The sequence below is a fragment of the Amycolatopsis tucumanensis genome (assembly GCF_021654135.1).
GTDB classification, from domain to species: Bacteria; Actinomycetota; Actinomycetes; order Mycobacteriales; family Pseudonocardiaceae; genus Amycolatopsis_E; species Amycolatopsis_E tucumanensis.
This window is the reverse complement of record NZ_JAKGSD010000048.1, coordinates 40,908-66,387: the sequence shown is the minus strand read 5'-3', so window position 1 is coordinate 66,387 and position 25,480 is coordinate 40,908. Positions and strand designations below refer to the sequence as shown.

25 protein-coding genes and 2 pseudogenes are annotated in these 25,480 nt (G+C 69.9%); 14 read left to right on the top strand and 13 right to left on the bottom strand.

Annotated elements, in window-relative coordinates:
- The 5 genes from L2C96_RS34065 to L2C96_RS34045 all read left to right on the top strand — a co-directional run.
- On the top strand, positions 1-355 hold a 355-nt coding region (locus tag L2C96_RS34065), incomplete at its 5' end, for a sugar ABC transporter substrate-binding protein (RefSeq protein ID WP_372491295.1).
- A 25-nt stretch (positions 356-380) separates the two neighbouring features.
- Positions 381-2,582, top strand: a complete 2,202-nt coding sequence (locus L2C96_RS34060; protein ID WP_237339126.1) for an ABC transporter permease — start codon at positions 381-383, stop codon at positions 2,580-2,582.
- A 9-nt stretch (positions 2,583-2,591) separates the two neighbouring features.
- Entirely contained in the window at positions 2,592-3,713 is a 1,122-nt protein-coding gene (locus L2C96_RS34055) for an SMP-30/gluconolactonase/LRE family protein (protein WP_237339125.1), read from the top strand.
- Positions 3,710-5,257, top strand: coding sequence for a sugar ABC transporter ATP-binding protein (locus tag L2C96_RS34050; protein WP_237339124.1), 1,548 nt, complete (start codon positions 3,710-3,712; stop codon positions 5,255-5,257). Before L2C96_RS34055 ends, L2C96_RS34050 begins: the two co-directional genes overlap by 4 nt.
- 55 nt (positions 5,258-5,312) lie before the next feature.
- Positions 5,313-5,981: a TetR/AcrR family transcriptional regulator gene (locus L2C96_RS34045; protein WP_237339123.1), complete on the top strand. Its 669-nt coding sequence runs from the start codon at positions 5,313-5,315 to the stop codon at positions 5,979-5,981.
- Between the two features lie 23 nt (positions 5,982-6,004).
- On the opposite strand, the gene L2C96_RS34040 is transcribed toward L2C96_RS34045, so the two are convergent.
- From L2C96_RS34040 to L2C96_RS34010, 7 genes are read right to left on the bottom strand one after another with little or no spacing between them, the layout of a single operon-like run.
- Positions 6,005-6,235, bottom strand: a complete 231-nt coding sequence (locus L2C96_RS34040; protein WP_020418907.1) for an acyl carrier protein — start codon at positions 6,233-6,235, stop codon at positions 6,005-6,007.
- A 23-nt stretch (positions 6,236-6,258) separates the two neighbouring features.
- Positions 6,259-7,350, bottom strand: coding sequence for a beta-ketoacyl-ACP synthase 3 (locus L2C96_RS34035; RefSeq protein ID WP_237339122.1), 1,092 nt, complete (start codon positions 7,348-7,350; stop codon positions 6,259-6,261).
- Positions 7,350-8,402 carry a 3-oxoacyl-ACP synthase III family protein gene (locus L2C96_RS34030; RefSeq protein WP_020418905.1) on the bottom strand — a complete coding sequence of 351 codons (1,053 nt, stop codon included), beginning with the start codon at positions 8,400-8,402 and terminating at the stop codon, positions 7,350-7,352. The genes L2C96_RS34035 and L2C96_RS34030 overlap by 1 nt, the downstream gene beginning before the upstream one ends.
- Positions 8,399-9,175, bottom strand: coding sequence for an enoyl-CoA hydratase/isomerase family protein (locus L2C96_RS34025; RefSeq protein WP_237339121.1), 777 nt, complete (start codon positions 9,173-9,175; stop codon positions 8,399-8,401). The genes L2C96_RS34030 and L2C96_RS34025 overlap by 4 nt, the downstream gene beginning before the upstream one ends.
- Before the next feature lie 29 nt (positions 9,176-9,204).
- Entirely contained in the window at positions 9,205-10,014 is an 810-nt protein-coding gene (locus L2C96_RS34020; RefSeq protein ID WP_354708867.1) for an SDR family NAD(P)-dependent oxidoreductase, read from the bottom strand.
- Positions 10,015-10,017: 3 nt separating this feature from the next.
- The gene (locus tag L2C96_RS34015) at positions 10,018-10,464 is read right to left on the bottom strand and encodes an acyl-CoA thioesterase (protein ID WP_237339120.1); all 447 of its coding nucleotides are present in this window, start codon (positions 10,462-10,464) and stop codon (positions 10,018-10,020) included.
- A complete protein-coding gene (locus L2C96_RS34010; protein ID WP_237339119.1) occupies positions 10,461-11,171 on the bottom strand; it encodes a hypothetical protein in 711 nt (236 codons plus the stop codon). Before L2C96_RS34010 ends, L2C96_RS34015 begins: the two co-directional genes overlap by 4 nt.
- A gap of 368 nt (positions 11,172-11,539) precedes the next feature.
- On the opposite strand from L2C96_RS34010, the gene L2C96_RS34005 reads away from it, so the two are divergent.
- Entirely contained in the window at positions 11,540-12,880 is a 1,341-nt protein-coding gene (locus tag L2C96_RS34005; protein WP_237339118.1) for an NsdA family TPR-like regulatory protein, read from the top strand.
- Entirely contained in the window at positions 12,864-13,199 is a 336-nt protein-coding gene (locus L2C96_RS34000) for a helix-turn-helix transcriptional regulator (RefSeq protein ID WP_020418899.1), read from the top strand. Before L2C96_RS34005 ends, L2C96_RS34000 begins: the two co-directional genes overlap by 17 nt.
- Before the next feature lie 144 nt (positions 13,200-13,343).
- Here L2C96_RS34000 and L2C96_RS44810 read toward each other — a convergent pair.
- Together L2C96_RS44810 and L2C96_RS33990 are read right to left on the bottom strand one after the other, a co-directional pair.
- Positions 13,344-13,523, bottom strand: a pseudogene (locus L2C96_RS44810) (helix-turn-helix domain-containing protein); the annotation flags it as partial.
- 36 nt (positions 13,524-13,559) lie between these two features.
- Positions 13,560-14,780 carry an AraC family transcriptional regulator gene (locus L2C96_RS33990; protein WP_084506109.1) on the bottom strand — a complete coding sequence of 407 codons (1,221 nt, stop codon included), beginning with the start codon at positions 14,778-14,780 and terminating at the stop codon, positions 13,560-13,562.
- 53 nt (positions 14,781-14,833) lie between these two features.
- Here L2C96_RS33990 and tsrT point away from each other — a divergent pair, with 53 nt between their 5' ends.
- Both tsrT and L2C96_RS33980 read left to right on the top strand, forming a co-directional pair.
- The gene (gene tsrT / locus L2C96_RS33985) at positions 14,834-16,486 is read left to right on the top strand and encodes a tryptophan 2-C-methyltransferase (protein ID WP_020418897.1); all 1,653 of its coding nucleotides are present in this window, start codon (positions 14,834-14,836) and stop codon (positions 16,484-16,486) included.
- Between the two features lie 36 nt (positions 16,487-16,522).
- Entirely contained in the window at positions 16,523-16,804 is a 282-nt protein-coding gene (locus tag L2C96_RS33980; protein ID WP_237339117.1) for a DUF6191 domain-containing protein, read from the top strand.
- Positions 16,805-17,025: 221 nt separating this feature from the next.
- On the opposite strand, the gene L2C96_RS33975 is transcribed toward L2C96_RS33980, so the two are convergent.
- Complete coding sequence (locus L2C96_RS33975; protein ID WP_237339116.1) at positions 17,026-17,478, bottom strand: TetR/AcrR family transcriptional regulator; 453 nt, start codon at positions 17,476-17,478, stop codon at positions 17,026-17,028.
- A 166-nt stretch (positions 17,479-17,644) separates the two neighbouring features.
- On the opposite strand from L2C96_RS33975, the gene L2C96_RS33970 reads away from it, so the two are divergent.
- Together L2C96_RS33970 and L2C96_RS33965 are read left to right on the top strand one after the other, a co-directional pair.
- Complete coding sequence (locus tag L2C96_RS33970) at positions 17,645-18,226, top strand: DUF2867 domain-containing protein (protein WP_237339115.1); 582 nt, start codon at positions 17,645-17,647, stop codon at positions 18,224-18,226.
- Complete coding sequence (locus L2C96_RS33965) at positions 18,211-18,621, top strand: DUF6463 family protein (RefSeq protein ID WP_237339114.1); 411 nt, start codon at positions 18,211-18,213, stop codon at positions 18,619-18,621. Before L2C96_RS33970 ends, L2C96_RS33965 begins: the two co-directional genes overlap by 16 nt.
- On the opposite strand, the gene L2C96_RS33960 is transcribed toward L2C96_RS33965, so the two are convergent.
- A complete protein-coding gene (locus L2C96_RS33960) occupies positions 18,590-18,949 on the bottom strand; it encodes an STAS domain-containing protein (RefSeq protein ID WP_020418892.1) in 360 nt (119 codons plus the stop codon). The two genes, L2C96_RS33965 and L2C96_RS33960, sit on opposite strands and share 32 nt — an antisense overlap.
- Before the next feature lie 123 nt (positions 18,950-19,072).
- On the opposite strand from L2C96_RS33960, the gene mftD reads away from it, so the two are divergent.
- Together mftD and L2C96_RS33950 are read left to right on the top strand one after the other, a co-directional pair.
- Positions 19,073-20,254, top strand: a complete 1,182-nt coding sequence (mftD, locus tag L2C96_RS33955) for a pre-mycofactocin synthase MftD (protein ID WP_020418891.1) — start codon at positions 19,073-19,075, stop codon at positions 20,252-20,254.
- A 230-nt stretch (positions 20,255-20,484) separates the two neighbouring features.
- Complete coding sequence (locus L2C96_RS33950) at positions 20,485-20,682, top strand: hypothetical protein (protein ID WP_237339113.1); 198 nt, start codon at positions 20,485-20,487, stop codon at positions 20,680-20,682.
- Here L2C96_RS33950 and L2C96_RS33945 read toward each other — a convergent pair.
- Entirely contained in the window at positions 20,679-22,250 is a 1,572-nt protein-coding gene (locus L2C96_RS33945) for an SIR2 family protein (protein WP_237339112.1), read from the bottom strand. The two genes, L2C96_RS33950 and L2C96_RS33945, sit on opposite strands and share 4 nt — an antisense overlap.
- Positions 22,251-22,427: 177 nt before the next feature.
- Here L2C96_RS33945 and L2C96_RS33940 point away from each other — a divergent pair, with 177 nt between their 5' ends.
- Entirely contained in the window at positions 22,428-24,296 is a 1,869-nt protein-coding gene (locus tag L2C96_RS33940) for an MFS transporter (protein ID WP_237339111.1), read from the top strand.
- Here the strand turns inward: L2C96_RS33940 and L2C96_RS33935 are convergent.
- Positions 24,286-25,447, bottom strand: a pseudogene (locus tag L2C96_RS33935) (MFS transporter). The gene L2C96_RS33940 and the pseudogene L2C96_RS33935 overlap by 11 nt on opposite strands.
- Positions 25,448-25,480: the final 33 nt, after the last annotated feature.

Sequence of the window (25,480 nt, the reverse complement as noted above, 5' to 3'; positions counted from 1 at the left end):
GCAGCACCCGAACCTGTGCGCCAGCTGGGGTTTCTGGGACCAGATGCAGTACGGATCGGCGGCGGCCATAAAGGAGGCCGGGAAGCTCGGGCAGGTCAAGGTGTTCACCTCCGACCACAGCTCGATCACCTGCGAGGGCATCCGCGACGGGATGTTCCACCAGTCCTACGGATACTCGGTGCCGACGCAGGGCACGGACATCGTCGCCATCGCCAAGTACCTCCTGCAGTCCGGCCAGGCGCCCGGCACGGCCCGGATCGCCGACTACACGCCGCTGGTGAAGATCGACAAGTCCAACTGGAACCAGCCGAACATGTGTTACGACGGCAAGAGCGACGGGCTCACCGTTTCCTGACCCGCCGCCACCGAGAGGGACCGCCATGACGGCAAGTACGGAAGTCCGGCCCGTGCCCGCCCGGCGCCGGCCACCGGAGCGCAACGTTCTGGAGAACGAGAACCTGGGCACCCGGTTGCGGCACCTGCGATACCGGTTCTCCCCGCAGCAGGTGTTCGCCGAGCTCTTCGAGAAGCGGTGGATGGAACCCGCGATCCCGCTGGCGATCCTGGTCGGCGTGATCGTCTTCTTCTCCTTCGCCGCACCGGGTTTCGCCACCACGGCGAACCTGCTGTCCTCGGCGACCGAGCTCGCCGAGATCTCGCTCGTCTGCCTCGGCATGGCGATCGTGATGATCTCCGGCGGGATCGACCTGTCCGTCGGCTCGATGTTCGGGCTGTGCAACATCGTGGTGCTCCTGCTGATCACCGTCGTGGGTGTGCCCGTGGTGCCGGCGATCCTGCTGACGATCGTCGTCGGCGCGGTCCTCGGCTCGGTGAACGGGTCGATCGTGGCCTACCTCAAGGCGCGGCCGTTCCTCACCACCCTCGTCACGCTGATCATCTTCCGCGGTGTCCTCAACCTGCTGGACCTGCACTACTCGGCGCAGACCGCCACGGTGTTCCTGATGGACCCGGTGTGGGACTGGTTCAGCACGGGCAAGGTGGCCGGCATCCCGTTCAGCTTCGTCACGCTGCTCGTGGTGCTCGTCGCCGGTCACATCCTGCTCAGCCGGTCCCGGTTCGGCTGGCACGTCACCGCCGTGGGCGCGAGCAGGCGGGCCGCCCGGCACGCCGGCATCCGCGTGGAACGCGTCCTGCTGCTGGGTTACGTCATCTCCGGCGCGCTGTGCGCGCTCGCCGGTGTCTTCTACGCCGCGCGCCTGGGCAGTGCGAGCGCCCGCGTCGGCGAAGGCATGGAGCTCAGCGTGCTGACCGCGGTGATCCTCGGCGGCATCAGCCTGTCCGGCGGCAAGGGCACGGTGTGGCGGGCGTTCATCGGCGCGGCCACGATCAGCCTGCTCGGCAAGGGGCTGCTGCTGATGGACGTCGGCGGTGAGGTCCTGCAGACGGCGCTGGCCATCGTGCTGATCATCGCCGTCGGGCTCGACACCAAGTGGGGCAAGAACCGCGGCAAGGCGATCCAGAAGACCTACGTCAACCCGACCCTGGTCGAGTACGGCACCCCGCCGGACGTGCGGCGGGGCTCGGGCAGCCCGTACGAGATCAACGACCGGCTCGGCGACGCCGAGGAGATCGGCCTCGGCGAGGTCGAGGGCCCCGAGGACGTCATCCTCGACGACCAGGGCCGGATCTACTGCGGCACCCGGCAGGGCTGGATCCTGCGGTTCTCCGGGGAGGGCTACCGCGAACGCGAGGTGTTCGCGCGCATCGGTGGGCATCCGCTCGGCCTGGCCTTCGACGCGGCGGGCAACCTGATCGTCTGCGTCGGCGGGATGGGCCTGTACTCGGTCTCGCCCGACGGCAAGCACCGCAAGCTCTCCGACGAGACCAACCGGACGTGGACCCGGTTGCGCGACGACTCGAGGCTGCGCCTGCCCGACGACCTCGACATCGCTCCGGACGGCAAGATCTACTTCAGCGAGGCCACCAACCGGTTCGAGATGGCCGACTGGGTCCTCGACGGCATCGAGGGGCGGCCCAACGGGCGTCTGCTGTGCTACGACCCGGCCACGGGCAAGACCCGCACCGCGGTGCCGGACCTCGTCTTCCCCAACGGCGTGTGCTGCGCCCACGACGGCGAATCGGTGCTGATCGCCCAGACCTGGCTGTGCCGCATCCTGCGGTACTGGCACAGCGGCCCGAAGAAGGGCCGGCTCGAGGTGTTCATGGACAACTTCCCCGGGTACGTGGACAACATCAACCGCGCCTCCGGCGGCGCGTACTGGGTCGCGATCTGCGGCATGCGCTCCCCCGCCTACGACCTGGCGATGCGCATGCCGAAGTTCCGCCGCCGCATGATGAAGCGCATCCCCCGCGACGAATGGCTCTACCCGAGCATGAACCACGGCTGCGTGGTGCGGGTGTCGGAGCGGGGCGAGGTGCTCGACACCTACTGGGACCCGGGCGGGAAGAAGCACTCCACCATCACGTCGATGCGCGAGCACGACGGCTACCTGTACATCGGCGGGCTGGAGAACAACCGCATCGGCCGGATCAAGCTGCGCGAGGCGCCCGCCGCGGCCGCCGGCGAGGCACGCGAGACGCACCACGCGTCGGTGAGCTGAGGAGGAACCGTGCCACGAGCAGAAGCGTGGGAACTGGTCAAGGAGTTCCTGTTCCCCGGCCGGTCCGGCGCCAGGGCCATCCCGCCGCTGGACGGCGGGCTCACCCCGAACGACGAGCTGGACCGCATCGAGGAGTCGATCGACGAGCTGCCCGAACCCGACGACATGGTGCGCGACGCGTTCGGATCGCTCTACGTGACCACGGCCGACAAGGTGGTGCGGCGGTACGGGCTGAACTTCGCCCACCACGAGATCGCCGCCACCGTGCCCGGCGACGCCGGCGCGATCACCGTCGACCACGAGGGCGGGCTGCTGGTGTGCGTGGCGGGTCTCGGGCTCGTCCGCATCGACCAGGGTGGCGGCACCGAGGTCCTCGTCGACGCCGACGCCGACGGGGTGCCGACCCACTGCCTGACCGACGTCGTGGTGGCCGGCGACGGGACGATCTACCTGACCGACGGCTCGTCGCGCCACCACGGCGGGGACTGGGTCCGCGACCTGATGGAGCAGAACGCACTGGGCCGGCTCCTGCGGCACGACCCGCGGACCCGGCGCACCACGGTGCTGGCCCGTGGCCTCGCCCATCCCAGCGGCGTGACGCTCGCCGCCGACGAGAGCTCGCTCGTCGTCAGCGAGGCGTGGTCGCACCGGCTCGTGCGGTACCCGCTGGCGGATCCGGGCCGGCCGGAGGTGCTGCGGGACAACCTGCCCGGCTATCCGGGGCGGATCAGCCCGGCCTCGGGCGGCGGGTACTGGCTCGCGGTGTTCGCGCTGCGCACCCAGCTGGTCGAGTTCGTGCTCACCCAGCGCGACTACGTCGAGGAGATGATGCGGACGATCGAACCTGACCTGTGGATCCGCCCCGCGTTGCGTGGCCTCGACTCCGGCCTCGAACCGTTGCAGGGCGGCCAGATCCGCAAGCTCGGCGTGATCAAACCGTGGGCGCCGCCCCGGTCCTACGGGCTGGTGACCCGGCTGGACGCGGACGGCTACCCGGTCCGCAGCATGCACAGCCGCGGCGGCGGGCGGCGGCACGGGGTGACGTCGGTGAAGCAGTACGGCAACCGGTTGTTCGTCGCGGTCCGCGGCGCCGACGAGGTCCTGATCACGAGGGCGGGTGACGCGCGATGAGCCAGTCACTGGTGGAGCAGCTGGACATCGATCCGGCAGGCGACGGCACGCTGCTCGTCGACATGGCGAAGGTGACCAAGACCTACCGCGGGGTGCACGCCATCTCCGAGGTCGACTTCGACCTGCGCGCCGGCGAGGTGCACGCGCTGGTCGGCGAGAACGGCGCGGGCAAGTCGACGCTGTGCAAGATCCTCGCCGGCGCGGTGCAGCACTCGAGCGGGGTGGTGCGCATCAGCGGCGAGGAGGTCTCGTTCCGGCGGCCGCACGAGGCGCTCGACCACGGCATCGCGATGGTCTACCAGGAGACGAGCCTGGTGCCGACGATGACCGCGGCGCAGAACATCGAGCTCGGCCACGAAAAGCTGCTGACCCGTTTCCGCTCGCTCAACATCGGGGCCCAGCAGCTGCTGCAGTCGATGAACTTCCACGTCGATCCGACGGCCTACGTGTCCAACCTCGGCGCGGCGAAGAAGCAGATGGTGGAGATCGCGCGGGCGCTGCGGACCGGCGCCCGGATCGTCATCTTCGACGAGCCGACCGCGAGCCTGACCCCCGAGGAGACCCTGCACCTGTTCAACGTGATCGAGGACCTCCGCGACGCCGGCCTGGGCATCATCTACGTGTCCCACGCGCTGGAGGAATCGCTCGCGATCGCCAACCGCGTCACCGTCCTGCGCGACGGCAAGCGGGTGGCCTGCCTGGACGCGAAGCAGACGTCGCGGGACGAGATCGTCAAGTACATGGTGGGCAGGCCGCTCGACGGGCCGGCGCGGAACCGGCCCGCCGCGCGCGAGGGCCACGTCCGGCGCCGCCGGGTGCTGGAAGTCGAGAACCTGATCCTCGGCAACGTCGTGAAGAACATGTCGTTCTCGGCCTACGCCGGGGAGGTGCTCGGCATCGCCGGGCTGATCGGCAGCGGCCGGACGGAGACGGCGAAGATCGTCACCGGCGCACTGAAACGCAACCGGATCCACGGCGGGCGGGTGCTCCTCAACGGCAAACCGGTGCGCTACCGGGTGCCGAAGCAGGCGATCGACGACGGCATCGTCTACATCACCGAGGACCGCAAGCTCGACGGCTTCTTCGAGACGATGACCGTCGCCGACAACATCTACCTCGGTTACCTCGCCTCGCGCCGGGGCCGCAGGCAGTGGCTGTTGTCCGGCTCGCAGCGCAAGCGCATCGCCGGCGAGTGGTCGGCGAAGCTGCGCATCAAGGCGATCAACGCGGACGCGAAGATCATCGAGCTGTCCGGCGGGAACCAGCAGAAGGTCGTGGTCGGCAAGTCGCTGGTCGCCGAGCCCGAGGTGGTCATCTTCGACGAGCCCACGCGCGGCGTCGACGTCGGCGCCATCGACGAGATCCACCACCTGATCCGCACGCTCGCCGACGAGGGCAAGGCCGTTATCGTCATCTCCTCGTACCTGCCGGAGATCCTCGCCGTGTCCGACCGCATCCTGGTCACCAGGTTCGGCCGCGCGGTCGCGGAGTTCAGCCGCGCGGAGGCGACGCAGGAGAAGATCATGTACGCCGCGATCTACTGAGGCGGGGCGTAACCTTGGCAGGCACCGGCAACGGACGAAAGTCGGGTGGACAGGCGTGAAAGCAGCAGCGAGGAAGACCCGCCCCGCGCGGGGCGGGCAGGGCGACTGGCGCAATTTCGAGCCGCTCGACCTGACCCCCCTGCTGGCCGCGGCGCTCCAGGCGTTCTACGAGCGCGGGTTCTACGGCACGTCCGTGCGGGACATCGCCCGCAGGGTCGGCCAGACGGTGCCGTCGCTGTACTACCACCACGAGAACAAGGAGGGCGTGTTCGTCGCGCTGCTGGAGAAGGGCACGCTCGAGGTGGCGTGGCGGGCGCGGGCGGCGGTGGACGACGCCGGCGACCGCCCCGACCTGCAGTTCGTGAACATGATCGAGGCGGTCGTGCTGTACATGACGCACCGCGTCAAGCTGGCCACCCTGGACGTCGAACTGCGCTACCTGTCGGCCCCGAACCGCAAGCGCTACGCGGCCATCCGCAAGGAAGTGGAAGACCTGCTGGTCCGCGTCGTCACCGACGGCACGGTGCAGGGCATCTTCACGGTGGCGCAGCCCGCCGAGACGGCCCGCGCCCTGCTCGGCATGTGCCAGTCCATCGCGCGCTGGTACCACCCCACGGGCCCGATGACACCCGAAGAGGTCGCCCGGCGCTACGTCGACATCGCGTTGATGAGCGTGGGGGTCCACGAGCGCCCGAAGCACCTGGAGGGTGTTCCCGGCCGGTGAGGTCCACCGGCCGGGAACCCTCGTCATCCCGCCGACTCGGCCAGCTTCAGCACCTGCTCGAGGGTCAGCTCCATCGAGTCGATGTCGTCCTGCAACGGCACATCCCACTCGTCCTGGAGGTTCATGAACAACTCGGCTACCGCGAGCGAATCCAGGCCGAGTTCGGCCAGGGTGGCGCCGGGGTCGATCTGCTCCGGGTCGGCCGAGAACTTCTCGACCAGGGTCCGGGTCAACTGCTCGTAGCGTTCGGTCATCGCTTCCTCTCCTGGAACTGTGATCAAGCGTGGGTGGCGACCCGGCGGCCGGGCGCCGCGGGTTCCGGCGCTCCGGCGGCGTGCGGGGCGAGGCTGTAGGGCACGGCGGCCGGGAACCGCAGTGCCACCGAGCCCCACGTGAAGCCGGCGCCGAACGCGGCGAGAAGGGTGCGGTCGCCAGGGCCGGCAGCCCCGCGAAGCGCGGCGTCCGCGACAGCCAGTGGCACCGACGCGGCGGCCGTGTTCCCCAGTTCGCGCAGATTCCCCTGCTGCCGGCCGGGTGGAAGACCGAGGTGCTCGGCGACGCTGTCGAGGATCCGCTGGTTCGCCTGGTGGCCGATGAACACGTCGACCTCTTCGACCGACCAGCCCGCTCCGCTCAGCGCGGCCCTGGCGGTCGCGGTCATCCGGCGGACGGCGCTGGTGTAGAGCGCGCGCCCGTTCATCTTGACGTACAGCTCCTCGACCGGGCCCTGGCTCATCCGGAACGGCGACCTCGACCCGCCGGCCGGCACGTGGAAAACCTCCAGCCCGGTGCCGTCGCTGCCCAGCTGGATCGACTCGATCGCACCCGGGTCTCCTGGCGCCGCGGGGGCCACCACGACCGCCCCTGCCCCGTCGCCGAACAGGATCGCGGTGTCCCGGTCGTGCGGGTCGATCAACGTCGTCGTGTAGGTCTCCGCGGCGACGACGAGGACCTGCCGGTACGTTCCCGCCACGACGAGCGCATGGGCCAGGGAGAGCGCGTACACGAACCCCGAACAGGCGGCGGAGACGTCGACCGCGGCGATGTCCTTGAGGCCCAGGCGGTGCGCGATGTGCGGCGCGGTCGACGGGCACCGGTGATCCGGCGTGGTCGTAGCCAGGATCACCATGTCCGGGCGGACGTCGCCCCCCGTCACGAACCGGGCGGAGGCGAGGGCCGCGGCACCAGCGGCGACGCCGAGATCGCCGGTGCTCGTGTACTCGTCGGCCATCCGCCGCGCACTGATCCCGGTGCGCGTCCGGATCCACTCGTCACTCGAATCGAGCCCGTTGTCCTGGATCAACCTGTCGTTCGGCACGATGTCGGGCGGAAGGCTCATACCCAGCCCGATGAGACCGGAAGTAGTCATCACACACTCTCCTTGGCACGGGCGGCAGGGGCGGGGGTGGCGTCCAGCAGCCGAACGCCCGGCGCCCAGGTCAGCAACGCACTGCCCCACGTCATGCCGGCGCCGAACGCGACGAGGACCACCCGGGAGCCCGGCCGCAAACGTCCCCGGGCCACCGCCTCTGCGATCGCGTAGGGTGTGCATCCGGACCCGATGTTGCCGATGCGGTCGGCCACCACGATGAGCCGCTCCTGGTCGATCCCGTGCTCGGCGGCCACTGCCTTCAACAGCACCGGGTTCGCCTGGTGGCAGGCGAAAGCGTCGATTTCGTCCAGTTTCAGGTCGTTGTCGGCCAGCAGATCGTGCAGCAGCTGCGGGAACTTGGACCGGAAGAACTGGGTGACCGCCCTTCCGTCCATCCGGATGGTGTGCTCACGGCGTTCTACAGTGGACAGGCTGGCCGGAAGACGGCTACCGCCACCCGGCACCACGACGGCGTCCGCCAGGTCGCTCTCGGTGCCGAGACAGATCTCGTCGAACCCCGTCCCGTCGGGAACCGGTCCGAGCACCGTCGCGGCGGCACCGTCGCCGAAGATGACAGCGGTGGCACGGTCGTCCGGATCCAGGAACCGGGAGAACACCTCAACGCCGATCACGACCGCGTACCCACCCGTCGGGTTGTCCCGCAGCCAGTCGCGCGCGATCTTGACCGCGAACAGCCAGCCGGCGCAGGCCCCGTTGACGTCGAAGGACACCGCGTTGACCGCTCCCAGCGCGGCTTGCACCCGGCAGGCCGTCGCCGGGCTGGGCTCGTCGGCCGTCGTTGTCGCCACGACGAGCAGCGACACCTGCGCGGGGTCGAGCTCCGCGGCCGACAAGGCAGCCTCGGCAGCGGGTGTGGCCAGGTCCGAAGCGGCTTCCCCGGGTGCGGCGACGTGCCGGGTGAGCACTCCCGTCCGGCGTCCGACCCACTCCGCGTTCACACCGGGAGTGCGTGCGGCGACGTCCTCGTTCGTCCGCATCTCGCTCGGCAGGTACCGGCCCAGGCCGATGATCCCCACGTTCGTGTTCATGACTTCCCCTCCGTGCCCTTGCCGAACACCGCCCGGCCTGGCCCGTGCTCGAAGAAACTGCGCATCCCGATCTTCCGATCGGGCGCGTTGAAGGATTCGACGAAGTTCTGCAGTTCGACGGCGAGGCCGTCGTCCTGTCCGTACTCGAGCGCGACTTTGGCCGCCCGCAGCCCCGTCGCGGAGCTGCCGGCGTAACGCGCTGCCCAGCTCTTCGCCTCGGTGAGCACTTCACCGTCGGGCACCACCAGATCGGCCAGCCCGATCTGCCCGGCTTCCGCGGCGGCGAGTGCCCGTCCCGAGTAGACGATCTCCTTGGCGCGTGGAAGACCGACCACAGCGGTCAGGCGCTGGGTGCCACCGCCGGTGGGGATGACCCCGAGCAGGATCTCGGGCAGTCCGATCACGCTGTTGTCCGCGCAGACCCGGAAGTCGGCGGCGAGCGCGAGCTCGCACCCTCCACCCACAGCCGCTCCACGGATGGCCGCGATCACGGGCACCGGTATGTGCGCCACCGACATCACCGCGTCCTGCATCGCCTTGGCGTGTTCCCGCGCATCCTCGTCGGCGAGCTGCTCGAGCTCGTGGATGTCGGCTCCGGCGGAGAACGCCTTCGGTCCTCCGTACAGAACGACGGCCTTGATGTCGAGTCTGCCTGCGATTTCCTCGGCCACCTTCCGCAGCGAGTTCAGCAACTCGAGGTTCAGGACGTTGAGCGGCGGCCGGTCCATCCGGACCGTGGCCACGGCACCCTCGACCGCCACGTCGACGCACACGGTGTTCTCCCTACTGTCGGTTCGCTTGGTCAGGACCACAGAAGACCCCCGTTGACCTCCAGGACGTGCCCGTTGACGTAGGAGCCCTCCGCACTGGCGAGGAACACGGCGGCGGCCGCGACCTCCGACGGCTCACCGGGACGGCCGGACACCATCATGCGTTCGTACCGGGAACGCAGCCGCTCGTCGTCGCGCAGGGGTTCGTACATCCCGGTGTTGACGAATCCAGGGGCGATGCAGTTCACGAGGATTCCCTTTTTCGCCAGCTCCACGGCGGATGCCCGGGTGAACATCTCGAGCGCGGCCTTCGAAGCCGAGTACGCGGCAGCGCCGGGCGCGACGCGTGTCGACATGCCGGCCGAGATGTTGATGATGCGCCCACCCCCGGCCGCCTCCATGCACGGAACCACGTACTTCGTGCAGTGGAAAGCGCCCGTCAGGTTGGTGTCCAGCACCTCTCGCCATTCTCGTTCTCCGAGGTCCACGATCTTGCCGTTGCGGCTGACTCCCGCGTTCGAGACGAGGATGTCCACGCGCCCGAACCGCCGCATCGCCGCGTCCATGAGCGACCGGACCGAGTCCGCCGAGCAGACGTCGACGGTGGTGACGCTCACCCGGTCGCCATGTGCCGCCCGGAGTTCGGCGAGAGGAGCTTCCCTCCGGGCAGCGCAGATGACGCTCGCTCCCTCTTGGAGAAATGCGCCCGCCATGGCGAGGCCGAGACCACGCGTGCCGCCGGTCACGATCGCCACGTTCCCGGCGAGCCTCCCTCTCCTCGCCCGGTCCCCGTTGGACTGGATCGCGGACGACGCGAGGGCCGTGCCGCTGTCACTACTCACCACTCAACCTCCGTTGTGCGTCGATGCCGCGAGCGAGAGGCTCGTCGCCTCCCGGTACGCGCCGAAATGAGTGCGCTCGTTTTCGGTGAGCCGGCGCGGCGTGCCGTACCGGAGGTCGACCGGGACGAGATCGGCCTCGCCCTCCAGGTAGCCGTACGCGTCGTCCCGGACGAGGTAGGCGAAGCGCACGACAGCCGCCTTGATGTCCGTCACCCAGGTTTCCACCGTGATCGGTTCCGTCCGGTAACACAACGGCCGGAGGTAGGTCATGGACTGCCGGGTGACCACACTGCCGCGCGCCAGATCCTGTGCCTCGTACCGGGGCAACAGCCGGTGGATCAGTTCCAGCCGGCATTCTCCGAGGTACCGCAGGTAGGACGTGTCGGCTACGTGTCCCAAGGAGTCCAAATCGGACCACCGCATCGCGCAGTGGTACCGGAATCTGCTCATGACCCCACTTCCTTCGCCGCTCTTCGTGCTCGTGCACGCTGCGGCCAATCACGGCGTACCCGCATTTCATCGATCAGCCGGGTCGCCGCGCGGCTCGCGGTGGCGTTGCGCCGGCGACGCGGGTAGTCGCACCACGTGTCCAGCCACGACCGCGGCAGCCCCGATCGGCGCAGTACGACGGGAAGTGCGTAGTGGGCTTGCACGTCGCCCACTTCGCACGCACCGCCCTCGCCTGCCCGGTACAAGTCACCCGAGCGCGCCAGCGTCGCCCGGAACGCCTGCTCGAATTCCGGACGCCGGTCCTGCTCGGCTATGAGCTGGCCTGCCGACATCCGCCACTGACCGAACTGCCTGGACTGGCCACGCTCGACGAGCGCGAGCGCCGTGCGCCAGCCGGGCGCGGTCGCGTCCGCGAGATGCGACCGGGCCAGCACCACCAGGCCGGCTGCCAGGACGAGACCCCGGGCGACGACCGAGGGCCACGACTGGTCGGTTGTGTGGAACAGACCGCTGGGCCACCACTCACGAGGTGGACGGCGGGTCAACCGGATTCGGTCGGGCATCCCGCTGCCACCACAGGCGGTCGCGATCTCCTGCGCGTGCAAGAGGTTGTTCCTGCTGATCACATCGAGACCACGAGCCCTGACGGGACCGGCCTCGTCCTGCTGGGTCCGGGCCACGAACGACATCAGGCACAGGTCGTCCACCAGAGCGGTCCAGATTTGCGCCGGCTCTGCATCGGGCCGGGCTTCCGCACGGGACGAGTGACCTGTTCGCCGTCCGTGAGCCGCGCCCACGGAACCGACTTCCACGAAGATCCTCTCCGCATAGGGGCCAGCTGATCCGCCTCGTACTTCCGTAGTAACAGGACGATTCGCGTGACCGTGCCACCTACGTCATCCATGTAAGCGGCGATCAACACGGCACGCCAGTGTTCCGGCGCAGTCGGATGTTGAACGTGTTGAACGGCAGGGCGGCGGCCAAGGATTGGCCCCTGCCTGTCGCATCTCGATCGGCGATATGAAGGTGTACGAGCCGTCACGGGCGCGGTGTCCGCCAGTGGGAGGCGTGCAGGATGTCACGGGATCCGAACGAAAAGTTGCGGCAGCTGCTGGCGGTGGCCGACTGGACGCGGGAAGGCCTGGCACGGGCCGTCAACGCCGTCGCCGCCGAATCCGGCCGGACACTGACCTACGACCGGACCTCGGTCTCGCACTGGCTGCGGGGAGCGACACCAAGGGCAGAAACGCCCTTGTACATCGCCGAAGCCCTCTCGCGACGGCTGGGGCGGGTCGTCACCCCGGACGAAGCCGGCTTCACGGGTCCGGCTACTCGAAAGAGCACCACCGGCACGGACGCTTTCGCCGCGCTCCGGCACCTCGCCCGGGCGGACCTCTCCTCGATCTGGACCGGATCCCAGGAGAGACGCATCTACCGGCGAACGGACCTCGAAGTACCCGGCTGGCCGGACGGGCTGCCCGGCTACTCCACACCAGACCGGCTTCCACCGGCAGGTGAGGCCCTCGGGACCATGATCTCCACCTTCGAATCGGTCGATCGCCGCTTCGGCGGCGGCCACGCGCGCGTGGCACTCGTCGCCTACCTGGCCGAGGACGTCGTCGACGTCGCGGGCCGCGCAACCCCGGGTAGGACCCGCCGAGCATTGTGCGCGGCCGCCGCCACTGCCTGCGACCTCGCGGGGTTCATGTCTTTCGACAGCCATTTTCACGGTCTCGCACTGGCCTACTTCCGCATCGCCGTGCGGCTGGCGATCGAGTCCGGCGACCCGGCTCTCTACGCGGCCATCCTGCGGAACATCAGTCTCCAGGCGTGGACGCTGGGCGATGCCGGAAACGCGAACCGGCTAGCGGAAGCCGCTCTCGCGGTGGGCGAGCGCGCCGTGCGGCGGGACCAGCTGGCGGAATTCCTGGGCCACGCGGCCATCACCCGTGCCGCGTCGAACCGCAGGGCCGACGCGCGCGACGCGCTGGCCGCGGCCGAACACGTCCTCTCCGGAACCGGAACCGACAGCGCGACCTTCACGTATCAGCGGGCCATCGTGCTGGAATACGCCGGTGAGCTTGCCGCATCGCAGCGCGCACTAGCAGTTTCGGTGACGCAACGCGCTGCGGCCGAGCGCCGCTCACGCGCGCTGACCACCGCGCGGCTGGCCGGCCTGCGGATCCGGACCGGACAGATCGACAAGGCGCAGGAGGCCGTTCGCGAGCTGCTGGACGATCACGCCTGGCTGACTTCGGCCCGGGTGGACGCCGCACTCGACGACCTGATCCGGCAGCTCTCGAGGTTCCGGGGTCGGCCGTCGTCTGACCTGCTGCTGCTCGAGCTGCGACAGCGCCGTCGTCAACCGGCGGCGTTCACGTTGGAAGGTGGAAACGACGATGCCGTCCGGGCCTGATCTGGCCGCTGTCATCACGCTCATCGACGAGCACGCCGACAAAAGGCTCTCCGTACCGGAGCTCGCGAGGTACGCACGGGTGAGCGTGCGCTGGCTCCAGCGGCGGTTCCAGGAGGAGCTCGGTGTCTCGCCCAACGCCTACATCCGGCTGACCCGGCTGCGGCGAATCCACGAAGACCTCCTCGCCGGAGACCCGGAAGCGGGCTGCACGGTCGAGGCGGTGACCAGCCGCTGGGGCGTGCGTCACTGCGGGCGCTTCGCCGCCTGGTACCGCAGCCACTACGACGAGCTCCCCTCGGCCACGTTGCACCGGCGCTGACGGGTCGTGCGATGCGGCGGCCACCGGCGCTGTCGGCTGAGCAGCGCGAGCGCGGTGGGCCAGACGGGCTTCACCGTCGAGCAGCGCCTCGGGCAAGTGCAGAACCTCCGCCAGCCATCTCCTCCAGTAGGGCCGCGGTATCCGTTTGCCGCGCTCCCACCGCGCGACCTGCTCGCGGGTGATCGCGGAATTACCCGAAATCCGCAGAAGTTCGGCCGCCAACGTGTACTGGCTGTACCCCATGCGCAGTCGAGCGGCCCGGATCAGCGATCCGGCAGCGGTGCGCGGGTCCCGGATTTCCGTCGTGTGGAGTTGGGTGGTCACCACACCAAGTTAGGAACGTGACAAGACCATACCTATTCACTTGCCGCCAGGTTCTTGTCCACTTTCCGCCAACGAGGTCAGCGCGGCTCGCCGCTTCGTCTCCGACGGGAGTTCGCCGAACCTCTCTCGGTAGAGGCGCGCGAAACGTCCGAAATTCGACACCCCTTCCCGTGATGCGATCTGGGTCACGGTCTCGTTGCCGGACCGGCCGGCGCGAGCCAGTTCCGTGTGCACCCGCCGCAATCGAACGTCGCTCACGTACCTCATCGGGGACACACCCAGTTGTTCGCGGAAGGCACGTTGCAGGGACCGTTCGCTCACCCCAGCGAACGCGGCCAGTTCGGCCGCGGAGGCCGGCAAGGACGGAACCTGTTCGATGTAGTCCGTCACCTTACGCACGACTCTCGACGCCACCGGTGCTTCGGCCCGTGTCAGCTCGTGGGAGTAGGTGTGCGGCTGGGCGTAGACGACGGCGGTGGTGAGCAACTGCTCGACCGCCGTGAGGACGCCCTGCTGCATCAGGAGCGAGTTTCCCGCGCTCAAGCCCTCGGCGATGCCGTGGGTGAGATCCCGGATCTGCTTGCCCGTCCCGCTTCGGAGGTCGACGAAGGGGTCGAACCGCGGCGGCGACCCGATCTGCCGGTGGATGAGCGACTCGACCCTCGCCATCACGACATCTCGCGGCAACTTCACCATAAGCTGCCCGCAACCCCGCTCCCACACCATGTCCAGCTCGTCGTCCGGGGAGACCAGCGCGGCCGTTCCCGGTGCGATCACCCGGCTCTGCCCGCCCGTGTTGACCAGGCAACGTCCGGTGTGGGGAATCAACAGGACGTAGAAGGTCTCCAGCGGTCCGGGGATGACGTGGACGTCCTCCGCTCCGTAGCTGACGTAGTGCAGGGACGCCTTCCCTACCGGCGCGACGTGGTGGCGCGCCTCGAACCCGCTGGCGCGACGATCCAGCGGCACCAGGCGATGGGATCGCATCATCCGGGCGGTCTTGTCCCGGGATTCGTCGACCCTCGTGGTGTGGTAGTACTCGAATCGCTTGAGTGGCAACTCATCCATCGGTTCCTCGCAGGCGTGAACCACCTGATCTCGTGGATCCACGCTGACCCCCAGGAACGACGGTACCGAGCGATCAGCCGCACCGCGACGCGCCCGGGCGATCCACTCGGGGTGTCGGGAACAGTTCACCTGTTCGGCCGACAACAGCGAACTGCTGGCCCCTACCCGGTAGTGCGGATTTTTCTGCATCCTGAGTCTGCCGGGGAGACAAATACCAGCAGTACCAAGAAACTGGGGGAACAGTGAGCAAGGGATTGATCACGCTCGTCAACCCGAATCTGGTGCACCCGCCGATCACACCGTACGCACTGGACATCCTGACGACCTCGCTGGAGGACGCCGGATTCGACGTCGAAGTCCTGGATCTCACGTTCTCGCGGACGAACTGGACGGAGGTCGTGGACGAGTACTTCGGTCGCAGGCAGCCGATGCTGATCGGAGTCACCATCCGCAACACCGACACGATCTACCCCCAGGAACAACGCGTTTTCCTCGGCTCCCACAAGGAGATCATCGACCGCGTGCGCGCCCGCACGGGTTCACCTGTCGTGGCAGGGGGTGTCGGCTTCTCGTCGATGCCCTACGCGCTGGTCGATTACCTCGGAATCGACTACGGCGTCAAGGGGCCAGGAGAAGTCACGCTGGTGCAACTCGCCGAAGCCCTCGCAGGCGGGAGGCGACCGGAAACCGTCCCCGGCCTGATCGTCAACCACGGCGCAGCGGGTGTGCACCGCGTCCCCCACCCGGATCCTGTCGTCGCGGCCGGCCGGGTACCGCTTGTCCAGCGGGTCACGCCTTACCGCCGGCATTCCGGCCGCCCCGACCGCGTCGACAACCTCACCTATTTCCGTCGCGGCGGACTGGGCAACATCCTCACCAAGAACGGATGCGCCTTCGCCTGCACGCACTGCGTCGAGCCGGATGCCAAGGGCAACCGGTTCGCCCGCCGGACGGAGACCGCGGTGGTGGACGAGATGGAGACCCTGCTGGCTCAGGGCATTCACGACTTGCACACGACCGACAGCGAGTTCAACCTGAACATCGCGCACAGCAAGGCCGTCCTGCGGGAGATCGTGCGGCGCAGGTCGCGGGACTCCTCCTCGCCGTTGCATGACCTGCGCTTGTGGGTCTACGTCCAGCCGGCTCCCTTCGACGCCGAGTACGCGGCGCTGCTCGCGGAAGCCGGGTGCGCGGGCATCAACGTCGCCCCGGACCATTCGCGGCCCGAACTGCTCGACGGCTGGAAGGTGAGCTCGGGTGGCACCCGGTTCTACACCTTCGAAGACGTCCGGAACGTGTGCCGCTGGGCCTCCGAGCACGGCATCGCCACGATGGTCGAGGCGCTGCTCGGCATGCCCGGTGAAACTCCGGAGACGATGCTGGCGTGCGTCGACGACTTCCAGTCCCTGGACGCGACGGTTGTCGGTTACACGCTCGGTATCCGGGTGTTCCCGTACTCACCGCTGGGACGCGAGCTGGCTGCCGCGAGCGGCGGCGAGGTGGCGGTGCCCGGCCTGCAGTCCAACGACGCCGAGGAGCCGATCGTGCTGACTCCGCTGGGGGACAGTGCGGACACGGTGAGCTATGAACGACAGTTCATGTTCGACCGCCAGGGCCGGTTCCGGCCCGTCTACTACTTCTCGCCACACCTCCTCGGCGAGGACGAGCGGGGCCCCGGCCAGCGGTACGACCACGCGCTGGCGCTGTTGTGGGAGCGCGTCCCGCAGCGTGACCGGCTCCGGGTCATGCTCCCGACCCGTCCCGGTCTCAGCCCGGAGGACAACAACTACGCGGACAACCCGTTCCTCCTGCGGCTGACCGAACTGGGCTACACCGGGGCGTACTGGTCCCACTGGCCCAAGCGGTACGAGATCATGGAGGGGGTGCCCGCGTGACGGAACCGCGTCGCGTGGTCGCTCGTTGTAGGCCTCGTGGACCCGGTCGAGACCGTGATCGCGTGGGGGATTCCCGGCGGGACGTTGCTGCTGGTCGCCGTGGGGACCGTCGAGCTGATCCGCAAGAAGCGGGGCAAGCGGACCGGCACGCCGCTGGCTGCCACGTACGCCGATGAGGTGACGGCCATGTTCTACGGCACCAAGCGCCTCGAACTGGAGCACCGCGACTCGATGTCGATGATGCGTGAGGAGGACGCCCAGGGCGCTCCCCCGGCGCTCGACCTCGAGCGGGGTGTCATCCGCCTGCGGCGGCACTAGGGCTCACCGCCGCGGGACTGGGCTCACCACGGCGGGACTGGCGCACACCACGGCGGGACCGGAGCTCGCGACCGCGGGGCCACGGGACTGGGAGCTCGCCACCGCGGGACTGGGGCTCACCGCCGTCGGGACTGGGGCTGGCCGCGGCGGAACTGGAGCTCGCTGCCGCGAACTAGGGCTCAGCGCCGCGGGACTGGGGCTCGCCACCGCGGGACTGGGGATCACCGCCGCAGGAGGTGTTCGCCCGCCAGGTGGATCGCCTCGCGCTTCGTGCGGCCCGGGTGGTCGGCGGCGATGAAGTGCCTGCCGATGGCGAGCGCGAACGCGAGCGTGCTGCGTGCCTCGATCTCGTCCGGGTCGGTCAGGAAACTGCCGAACACCCCGCGCAGGAAGTCCATCCGCTCGTTGTCGATCCGCCGCAGCCGCTCGGCGACCGCGGCGTCGTGGCGGGCCCACGCGCGCACCGCCAGGTCGATCCGGTGCAGGTCCTCGCTGAAGCTCAGCTGCCCCACCCGCCGGAACTGCTCGACCACGTCGTCACCGGCCACCGCGGCGAGGATTTCCCCGGTGCACCGGCGTTCCCACTCGTCGAGCATCTCGGCCAGCAACGCGGGACGGCCGTCGAAGTGGCCGTAGAACCCGCCCTTCGTCACGCCGAGCCGGGCGGCCAGCACCTCGACGCGGACCGCGTCCGGCCCGCCCTCGGAAAGCGCTTCCAGGCCGGCCTCGATCCAGCGGGCACGTGTCGTGCGGGCGACGGCGGGAATCTGGCACCTCCAGCGTTTTCGTGTACGGTACCGTACAAATGAACCATACGGCACCGTACAAAAGAGGTGGCCCATGCCCCGACTGGCCGAATCCGCCCACACCGGGCACCCGTGGCGGATTCACGAGTTCACCGGCGACTTCGCGGTCGAGGACGTGTGGTCGTTCCGCACACCCGGCGCCGGCCCGGGCGACTTCCCGGCGATGCTCGCCGCGATGCGCACGGCGGGCAGCCTCACGCACCAGCCGCGAGCGGTGCGGTTCCTGTTCGCCCTGCGCTGGCGGATCGGCGCGCTCCTGGGCTGGGACACGCCCGCCGCGGGAGTCGGCCGCCGCGTCGCCTCGCTGCGCGACCGCCTGCCCGCCGACCTCCGCGACGCCCCTCGCGGCCCGGACAGCGACGGGATGCCGCTCAAGGCGGTCTACGAGACGGGCACGGAAGCCGCGCGCGAGCTGGCGAACAAGACCGTCCACACGGTGATGCACCTCGGCTGGACCCGCGGCGGGAACGGCGACCACGAGCTGCGGATGGCGGTGCTCGTCAAGCCCAACGGCTGGTTCGGCCGGCTCTACCTGACCGTGATCGCCCCGTTCCGGTACCTCGTGGTCTACCCGGCGCTGACGCGGCAGTGGGAGCGCGCGTGGCTGGCTCGGTGACGCGCCTGCGCTGGGCGAGCGGGATCATGGTCGCCCTCGGCGCGGGACACCTGGCCCTCATCGGAACCCTCGCCTGGACCGACTTCGCCGGCTGGGTGGACCGCGGGGTGTGGGCGGCCGTCCCGCTGCTGGACGAGACCCGGAACGGCCTCGCCTTCTGGGCCGGCCCCGGGAGTTTCGGCGTCCCGCTGGTGCTCCTCGGTTGCCTGACCTGGCACCTGGCCGGCCGGGGGACACCGCCACCCGCCTGGCTAGGCTGGGCCGTCGCGGCCTGGTGCGCGGTCGGCGGGCTGCTGCTCGTGCCGTCGCCGTTCGTCGCCGGAGTCGTCGCGGGCGCGCTCATCGTCGCGGCGGCGCGCGAGGTCACCCCTCGGCCAGGGCCTCCTCGCGCGTAGTGCACAGCCGCACGATCGCGTCGGCCCCGGTGATCTCCAGCGGCCGCCGGGTGAAGCCCGATCCGACCACCACGTGCACCTTCCCCGGCGCCTCGGTGCCCGCGGCCAGCACGACCGCGATCCCCGCCGAGGCCAGGAAGCTCACCTCGCTCAGGTCGATCACCAGGCGCCGCGGGCACGCGCGCGCCGCGGGCAGGGCGACGGCCTCGAACGCGGGCGCGGTCAGGTGGTCGAGTTCGCCTGCGACGCGCACCAGCGTCGCGCCGGGCAGGTGCTCCACGTGCACGTCCACGTGCGCGACGGGCTCGTTCGGCTGGAAGGAGGACACCGTTCGATCTAACCGCGACCGGCCGACCGCGCAAAGCCGGTCTTGCGTCCGGCGAACCCGTGTGGCCTAATATGGCATCAAGTGCCAAAATGGTGTCCCTCATCGGCGAGGCGGAGTGGCGAGATGTCCAACGGTTGGTTCGAGACGGTGGCCGAAGCTCAGCGGCGGGCCAGGAAACGGCTGCCGAAGTCGGTCTACGGCGCACTGGTGGCGGGTTCCGAACGCGGGATCACGGTCGACGACAACATCGCGGCGTTCGCCGAACTCGGCTTCGCCCCGCACGTCGCCGGGCTGTCCGACAAGCGCGAACTGGGCACCACCGTGATGGGCCAGCCGATCTCGCTGCCCGTCGTCATCTCTCCCACCGGCGTTCAGGCCGTGCACCCCGACGGCGAGGTGGCCGTCGCCCGCGCCGCGGCCGCGCGCGGCACCGCGATGGGTCTCAGCTCGTTCGCCAGCAAGTCCATCGAGGAGGTCGCGGCGGCCAACCCGCAGACCTTTTTCCAGATGTACTGGGTCGGCAGCCGGGACGTGCTCGTGCAGCGCATGGAGCGCGCCAGGGCCGCCGGCGCGGTCGGGCTGATCATGACGCTGGACTGGTCGTTCTCCACCGGCCGCGACTGGGGCAGCCCGGTCATCCCGGAGAAGCTGGACCTGAAGGCGATGATGCGGTTCGCGCCGGAAGGCATCACGCGGCCGAAGTGGCTGTGGGACTTCGCGAAGACACGCAAGCTTCCCGACCTGACCACCCCGAACCTGACCCCGCCGGGCGGCACGGCCCCGACGTTCTTCGGCGCCTACGGCGAGTGGATGCAGACGCCGCTGCCGACGTGGGAGGACGTCGCGTGGCTGCGGGAGCAGTGGGGCGGGCCGTTCATGCTCAAGGGCGTCATGCGGGTGGACGACGCCAAGCGGGCCGTGGACGCCGGCGTCACCGCGATCTCGGTGTCCAACCACGGCGGCAACAACCTCGACGGCACCCCGGCCCCGATCCGCGCGCTGCCCGCGATCGCGGACGCCGTGGGCGGCGACGTCGAGGTGCTGCTGGACGGCGGCATCCGGCGCGGCAGCGACGTCGTCAAGGCGATCGCCCTCGGCGCGAAGGCCGTGCTCATCGGCCGCGCGTACCTGTGGGGCCTGGCGGCGAACGGGCAGGCCGGGGTGGAGAACGTGCTGGACATCCTCCGCGGCGGCATCGACTCGGCCGTCCTGGGCCTCGGCAAGACGTCGATCCACGACCTCACCCGCGACGACGTGGTGATTCCGCCTGGCTTCGAGCGCGCCCTCGGCGTGCCGAAGAGCTGAGCCACCCCGGCGGCGGGCTTCGAGCGGACGAGCCCGCCGCCGGGGTTTCCAACGACGGCGGCCGGTAACGGAACGAGCGCGCCCGCGACTACCGGACGTACCCGTTCAGCCGCATCGCCCGGAGGAAACCCGGGCTTAGCCTGGATCCGCGACACACCGGTCGGCACTCGCGGTTCCGCGACGCGTTGCCGGTACTTTCACCGGACAGGGGAATCGAGGATGGATCACCGATGAGCTCTTCCATCGACAAGGGTTCCGACGCCGTCCGTGAGGTGCCGATCGCCGCTCCGGCCGACCGCGCCGAGTACCGGCGGTACCGCCTCGACCAAGTGCAACGGGAGCTCCCCCCGAACGCGGGCAAGGACCTCCGCAAGTGGATCAGCGACATCGAGAGCAAGCGGCTGGCGCAGGAACAGGGCGAGGGCTAACCGGCTTCCAGCCGTTCCCGGCCGGTGCCGGTCAGCAACCGGATCAGCGTGTTCATCCGCTCGTCGTCGTGCTCGTCGATGATCGAGCCCTGGCCCTGCACATTGGTCGAGAGAACGATGACCCCGGCCTGGAACTTCCGCGACTCCGACCCCACCCGGATCGGCACCGCCAGTGATTTCTTCCACCGGTCCCGCGGGCCGTTCGGCCCGGACTGCAGCTCGACGACACCGTTGCAGAAGGCCCGAACGGCGAGGAACTCGCTGTCGACGTCGATCTCCTCGTTCCGCATCGTCTGGTGGTCGAGCCAGGTGCCGGTCGAGGACGCCCACAGCTGAAGTCCCCGGCAGTGCGACGAAGGCTTCCAGCGCACCCACAGTTCGAGCTTGAGCCGCTCCCTGGCCCCGATCATGACGGCCGCGGTCTTCTGTATCCGGTCCAGAGCGCGTTTGAGCTCGTTGTGATCCTTGCGCTGGGCGTTCACGGTCGGCTTACCGGAGGCGTTCGAGCGGTCGCCGATCCAGCGCTTCCACCAGTCGGCGAGCCGGATGCCGTACTGGGACAGCTGGTAGGCGGCGTCCTCGTGCCCGCCGCGGGCGCACTCACTGGCGATGGCGAGTTCCTTGACGAACTGCGGCGCCTGCGAGTAGAAGTCCGGCGCCACCACCTGGACGCGGAACAGTTCGCACCGGCGCCGCTGCGCGTAGATGAGGTCGTCGTAGGTCTGCGGGTGGTTGCCGTACGCCCCGGGCGAGCCCCGGTAGTTCTGGCGTGGGAAGAGCGCCCACCGCCGGTGTCCCGCCGCCTTCGTCTTCCACAGTGCCCGCATGAGCGGGGCGTCCTCCAGGCTGGATCCGAGGATCAGCAGATCGTTGCGCTCCAGCATGCCGGTGAGGACCGCGCTGCTGCCCGCCTCTGTCCGGAGGTAGTCCACCTCGTCGAGCACGATGTCCTCGGCCACCGCGGCGTTGCGCTCCGGCAGGATCACCCCGTGCAGGTGCACCACCGGCAGGACGCCGCGGATCTCCTCCAGGAGACGACTCACCGCCTGCTCGTCGAGCGCGTGGTCCAGTGGCAGCACACGTGACTGGACCAGTTCGGCCGTCGCGGAGTCGCTGCTCGCGTCGCGCAGGCCGTTTTCGAGGTACTGGTCGTAGTTGGTGGTCACGATGGCGACTTCGTGACCGGAGGCGAGCTTCTCCTTGCAGAACTGCCCGATCGCGGCGGTGTAGTCGCCGCCCCGCCAGCGCGCCTCCTGGTAGAGCGCCCGGCGCAGGAGGTTCGCGACCACCCGCGACGCCGCGTCCGGCTCGGCGCGCTGGAAGTACTCGTTGGCGATGGAAGCTTGTTTCGGCAGGTCGAAGGTCTCTGCGATGGCTGCACTCGGTTCGGACCGCTCTCCCAGCTCTCCGAACAGCAGCTTGACCATGCTGCTCCAGCTGTGGCCGCTCTCGGTGATCGTGACACCGGCGCCGACGTAGATCACCAGGTGTTCCGACGCGGCGATCTCCTCGATCAACCGGATGGTCCGGGGCTGGTGGAAGAACGGCTCGCGGCTTCGTCCGGGCATCCTGCCGTCGGGCTCCATCCGTGCACCTCCGCACACCTTTCCCGACGAGTCGCCCGCTTCTTGAACTGCGTTACACCGCGTCCGGACGCAGTGAGCTTCGGGACAACTCACTCGGCACCGGACGTTCCGGAAGGTACTTTCACAAGGCAACCATCCGTGCACGAACTCCGGAGCCGCATGTCCTCGTCTCCCGGCCGCCTCACGGCGGTTCTCGCGCTGGCCGGTGTCGTCGTCGCCGTCATGCAGACCCTCATGGTGCCGCTGCTGGCCGACCTGCCGTCGCTGCTGCACAGCGACAGCTCCGACACCGCCTGGGTCATCACGATCACCCTGCTCACCGGCGCGGTCGCCACCCCGGTGCTGGGCCGCCTCGGCGACATGTACGGCAAGCGCCGCATGATGCTCGTCGCGCTGTCGTTGCAGGTCGCGGGTTCCCTGGTGTGCGGCCTGACGACCGCGCTGCTGCCAATGATGATCGGCCGTGGGCTGCAGGGCTTCGCCATCGGCGCGATCCCGCTGGGCATCAGCATCATGCGCGACGAGCTGCCGCCGGAGCGCCTCGGCGGCGCGGTCGGCCTGATGAGCTCGTCGCTGGGCATCGGCGGCGCCTTCGCGCTCCCGGTCGCCGCGCTGGTGGCCGAGCACTTCAACTGGCACATCCTGTTCCTCGGCGCGGCCGCGCTCGGGCTCGTCAGCCTGGTGCTGATCGTGCTCGTGGTGCCCGAGTCCGCGGTCCGCTCCCCCGGCCGCTTCGACCTGCCCGGCGCGATCGGGCTGTCCGCGGCGCTGGTGTGCCTGCTGCTGGCGATCTCCAAGGGCGGCGACTGGGGCTGGGGCAGCACCCGCACCCTCGGCTTCGGCGGCGCGGCGGTGGTGCTGTTCGTGGCGTGGGGGTTCCTGCAGCTGCGCACCGCCGAACCGCTGGTCGACCTGCGCACCACCGCCCGCAGGCCGGTCCTGCTCACCAACCTGACCTCGATCATGGTCGGCTTCGCCTTGTACGCGACGCAGCTGGTGCCGCCACAGCTGCTGCAGCTGCCGTCCGCGACCGGCTACGGGCTCGGGCTGTCGATGGTGGTCGCCGGGTTGTGCGTCGCGCCGTCGGGCCTGCTGATGATGGCGATGTCCCCGCTCGCGGCCCGCCTGATCGCCGCGCGCGGCCCGAAGGTCTCGCTGCTGTGCGGCATCACGGTGCTCGGCGCCGGTTACGGGCTCGGGCTGACGCTGATGGGCGCGGGCTGGCAGATGGCGATCTTCTCGGCGATGGCGGGCGCGGGCGTCGGGCTCGCCTACGCCGCCATGCCCAGCCTGATCATGAGCGCGGTCCCGGCCACCGAGACCGCCGCGGCCAACGGCCTCAACACGCTGATGCGCTCGATCGGCACGTCGTCGTCGAGCGCCGTGGTCGGCATGGTGCTCGCCGGCATGACGATCGACTTCGGCGGCACCCCGGTGCCCAGCCTGGACGGGTTCCGCACGACGTTCCTGATCGGCTGCGCGGCGTGCGTGGTCGCGCTGCTCGTCGCGTTCTTCATCCCCGGCCGCGCGCGCCCGGCGGAGACCCTGCTGCTGGGCGTCGTGCGCTCGCCGCGCGGCGTGCTCGAAGGCGCGGTGGTGACCCTGATCAGCAAGGACGGGCAGCAGACCGGCACCACCGCGACCGACGCGAGCGGCCGGTACTCGTTGAACGTCCCGGACGGCGAGCACGTCCTGGTCTGCTCGGCGGCCGGCTTCCAGCCGGAGGCGGCGCCGGTGAGCGGTCCGGGCGAAGTGGACTTCACGCTGTCGGCCACCGGCGCCATCACCGGCACCGTCGGGGTGGGCGGCGCGCTGCTGATCGCCACCGACGAGCGCGGCGAGGTCGCGGGCAGCGTCACCTCCCGCGCGGACGGCTCGTTCCAGCTGCCCGGCCTGCTCCCCGGCCGCTACGCGCTCGCCGTGGCCAGGCACGGCTACCGGACCGCCGCCGTTCCGGTGCGGGTCGGCGACGGCCCGGTGCGCTGCGAGGTCGTCCTCGTCCGGGAGGACGCCACGGTCACGAACTAGCCGGGAAGCCGTGCCGGCGTGCGCCGAGCACGACGGCCAGCACCGGCACGAGCAGCACCAGCACGGTCCACGGGAACACGCCGGGCCCGAACGCGTCGAGCAGGACCCCGCCGACCACGCCGCCGCCCGCCATGGCCGCGTTCCACAACGTCACCAGCGCGGCCTGCGCGGGGTCCGCCGCCTCGCCGCCCGGGTTCCCGGCGGCTGTCTGCAGCAGCGTCGGCACCCCGCCCCAGCCCAGCCCCCACAGCGCGGCCCCGGCGTAGACGAGCACCGCGTTGCCGGACAGCACGGCCAGGATCACCGCGGCCACGGCGACCAGCAGCGTCGCGACGACGGTCAGCGCCCGCAGTTGCCGGTCGATGCGCGCGCCGACGATCGCGATGCTCAGCACCGACGCGACGCCGAACACCAGCAGCACCACGTCGATCCGGACGCCGTGCAGGAACGTGGCCAGGTAGGTGTAGAGGACGTTGTGGGCCAGCACGAAGACGAGCGTGACGACCAGGACCGGCGCGACGCCCGGGACGGCGACCGCGCGCCGCACCGGGATCCGGCCGCCGTCGCGCTGCCCCGGCTGGTCCGGCACGGCCGCGACGATCCAGGCGATCAGCACGACGGCGATCACCGACATCACGCCGAACGTCACGCGCCACCCGACGACCTCGCCGAGGAACCGTGCCCGCCGGGACGCCGAGCGACAACGCGAGCGGGATGCCGGCCATCACGACCGCGATCGCCTTGCCCTGCAGGTGTTCCGGCGCCAGCCGCCGCGCGTACCCCGCGAGCAGCGCCCACACCACGCCGGCCGCCACGCCTGCGGCGAACCGGCCGACCATGGTCAGCACGTAGGCGCCGGACACCGCGGTGACGGTGTTGGCGACGGCGAACCCGGCCACCCCGGCGAGGAGCAGGCGCTTGCGGCGCCAGCCCGCGGTCGCCGCGGACAGCGGGATCGCCGCGAGCGCGGTGCCGATCGCGTAGATCGTGACGGCCTGCCCCATCGCGGACTCGCCGACGCGCAGGTCGGCGCTCATCGCGGGCAGCACGCCGGCGGGCAGGGCTTCGGTGAGGACGGTGATGAACGCCGCGGTCGTCAACGCGAGCAGGGACCGCAGCCGGAGTCTGGGAGGGGTCAGCACATCGATCACGGCGTTATGCTGAAACCATCACACAGATGTGAA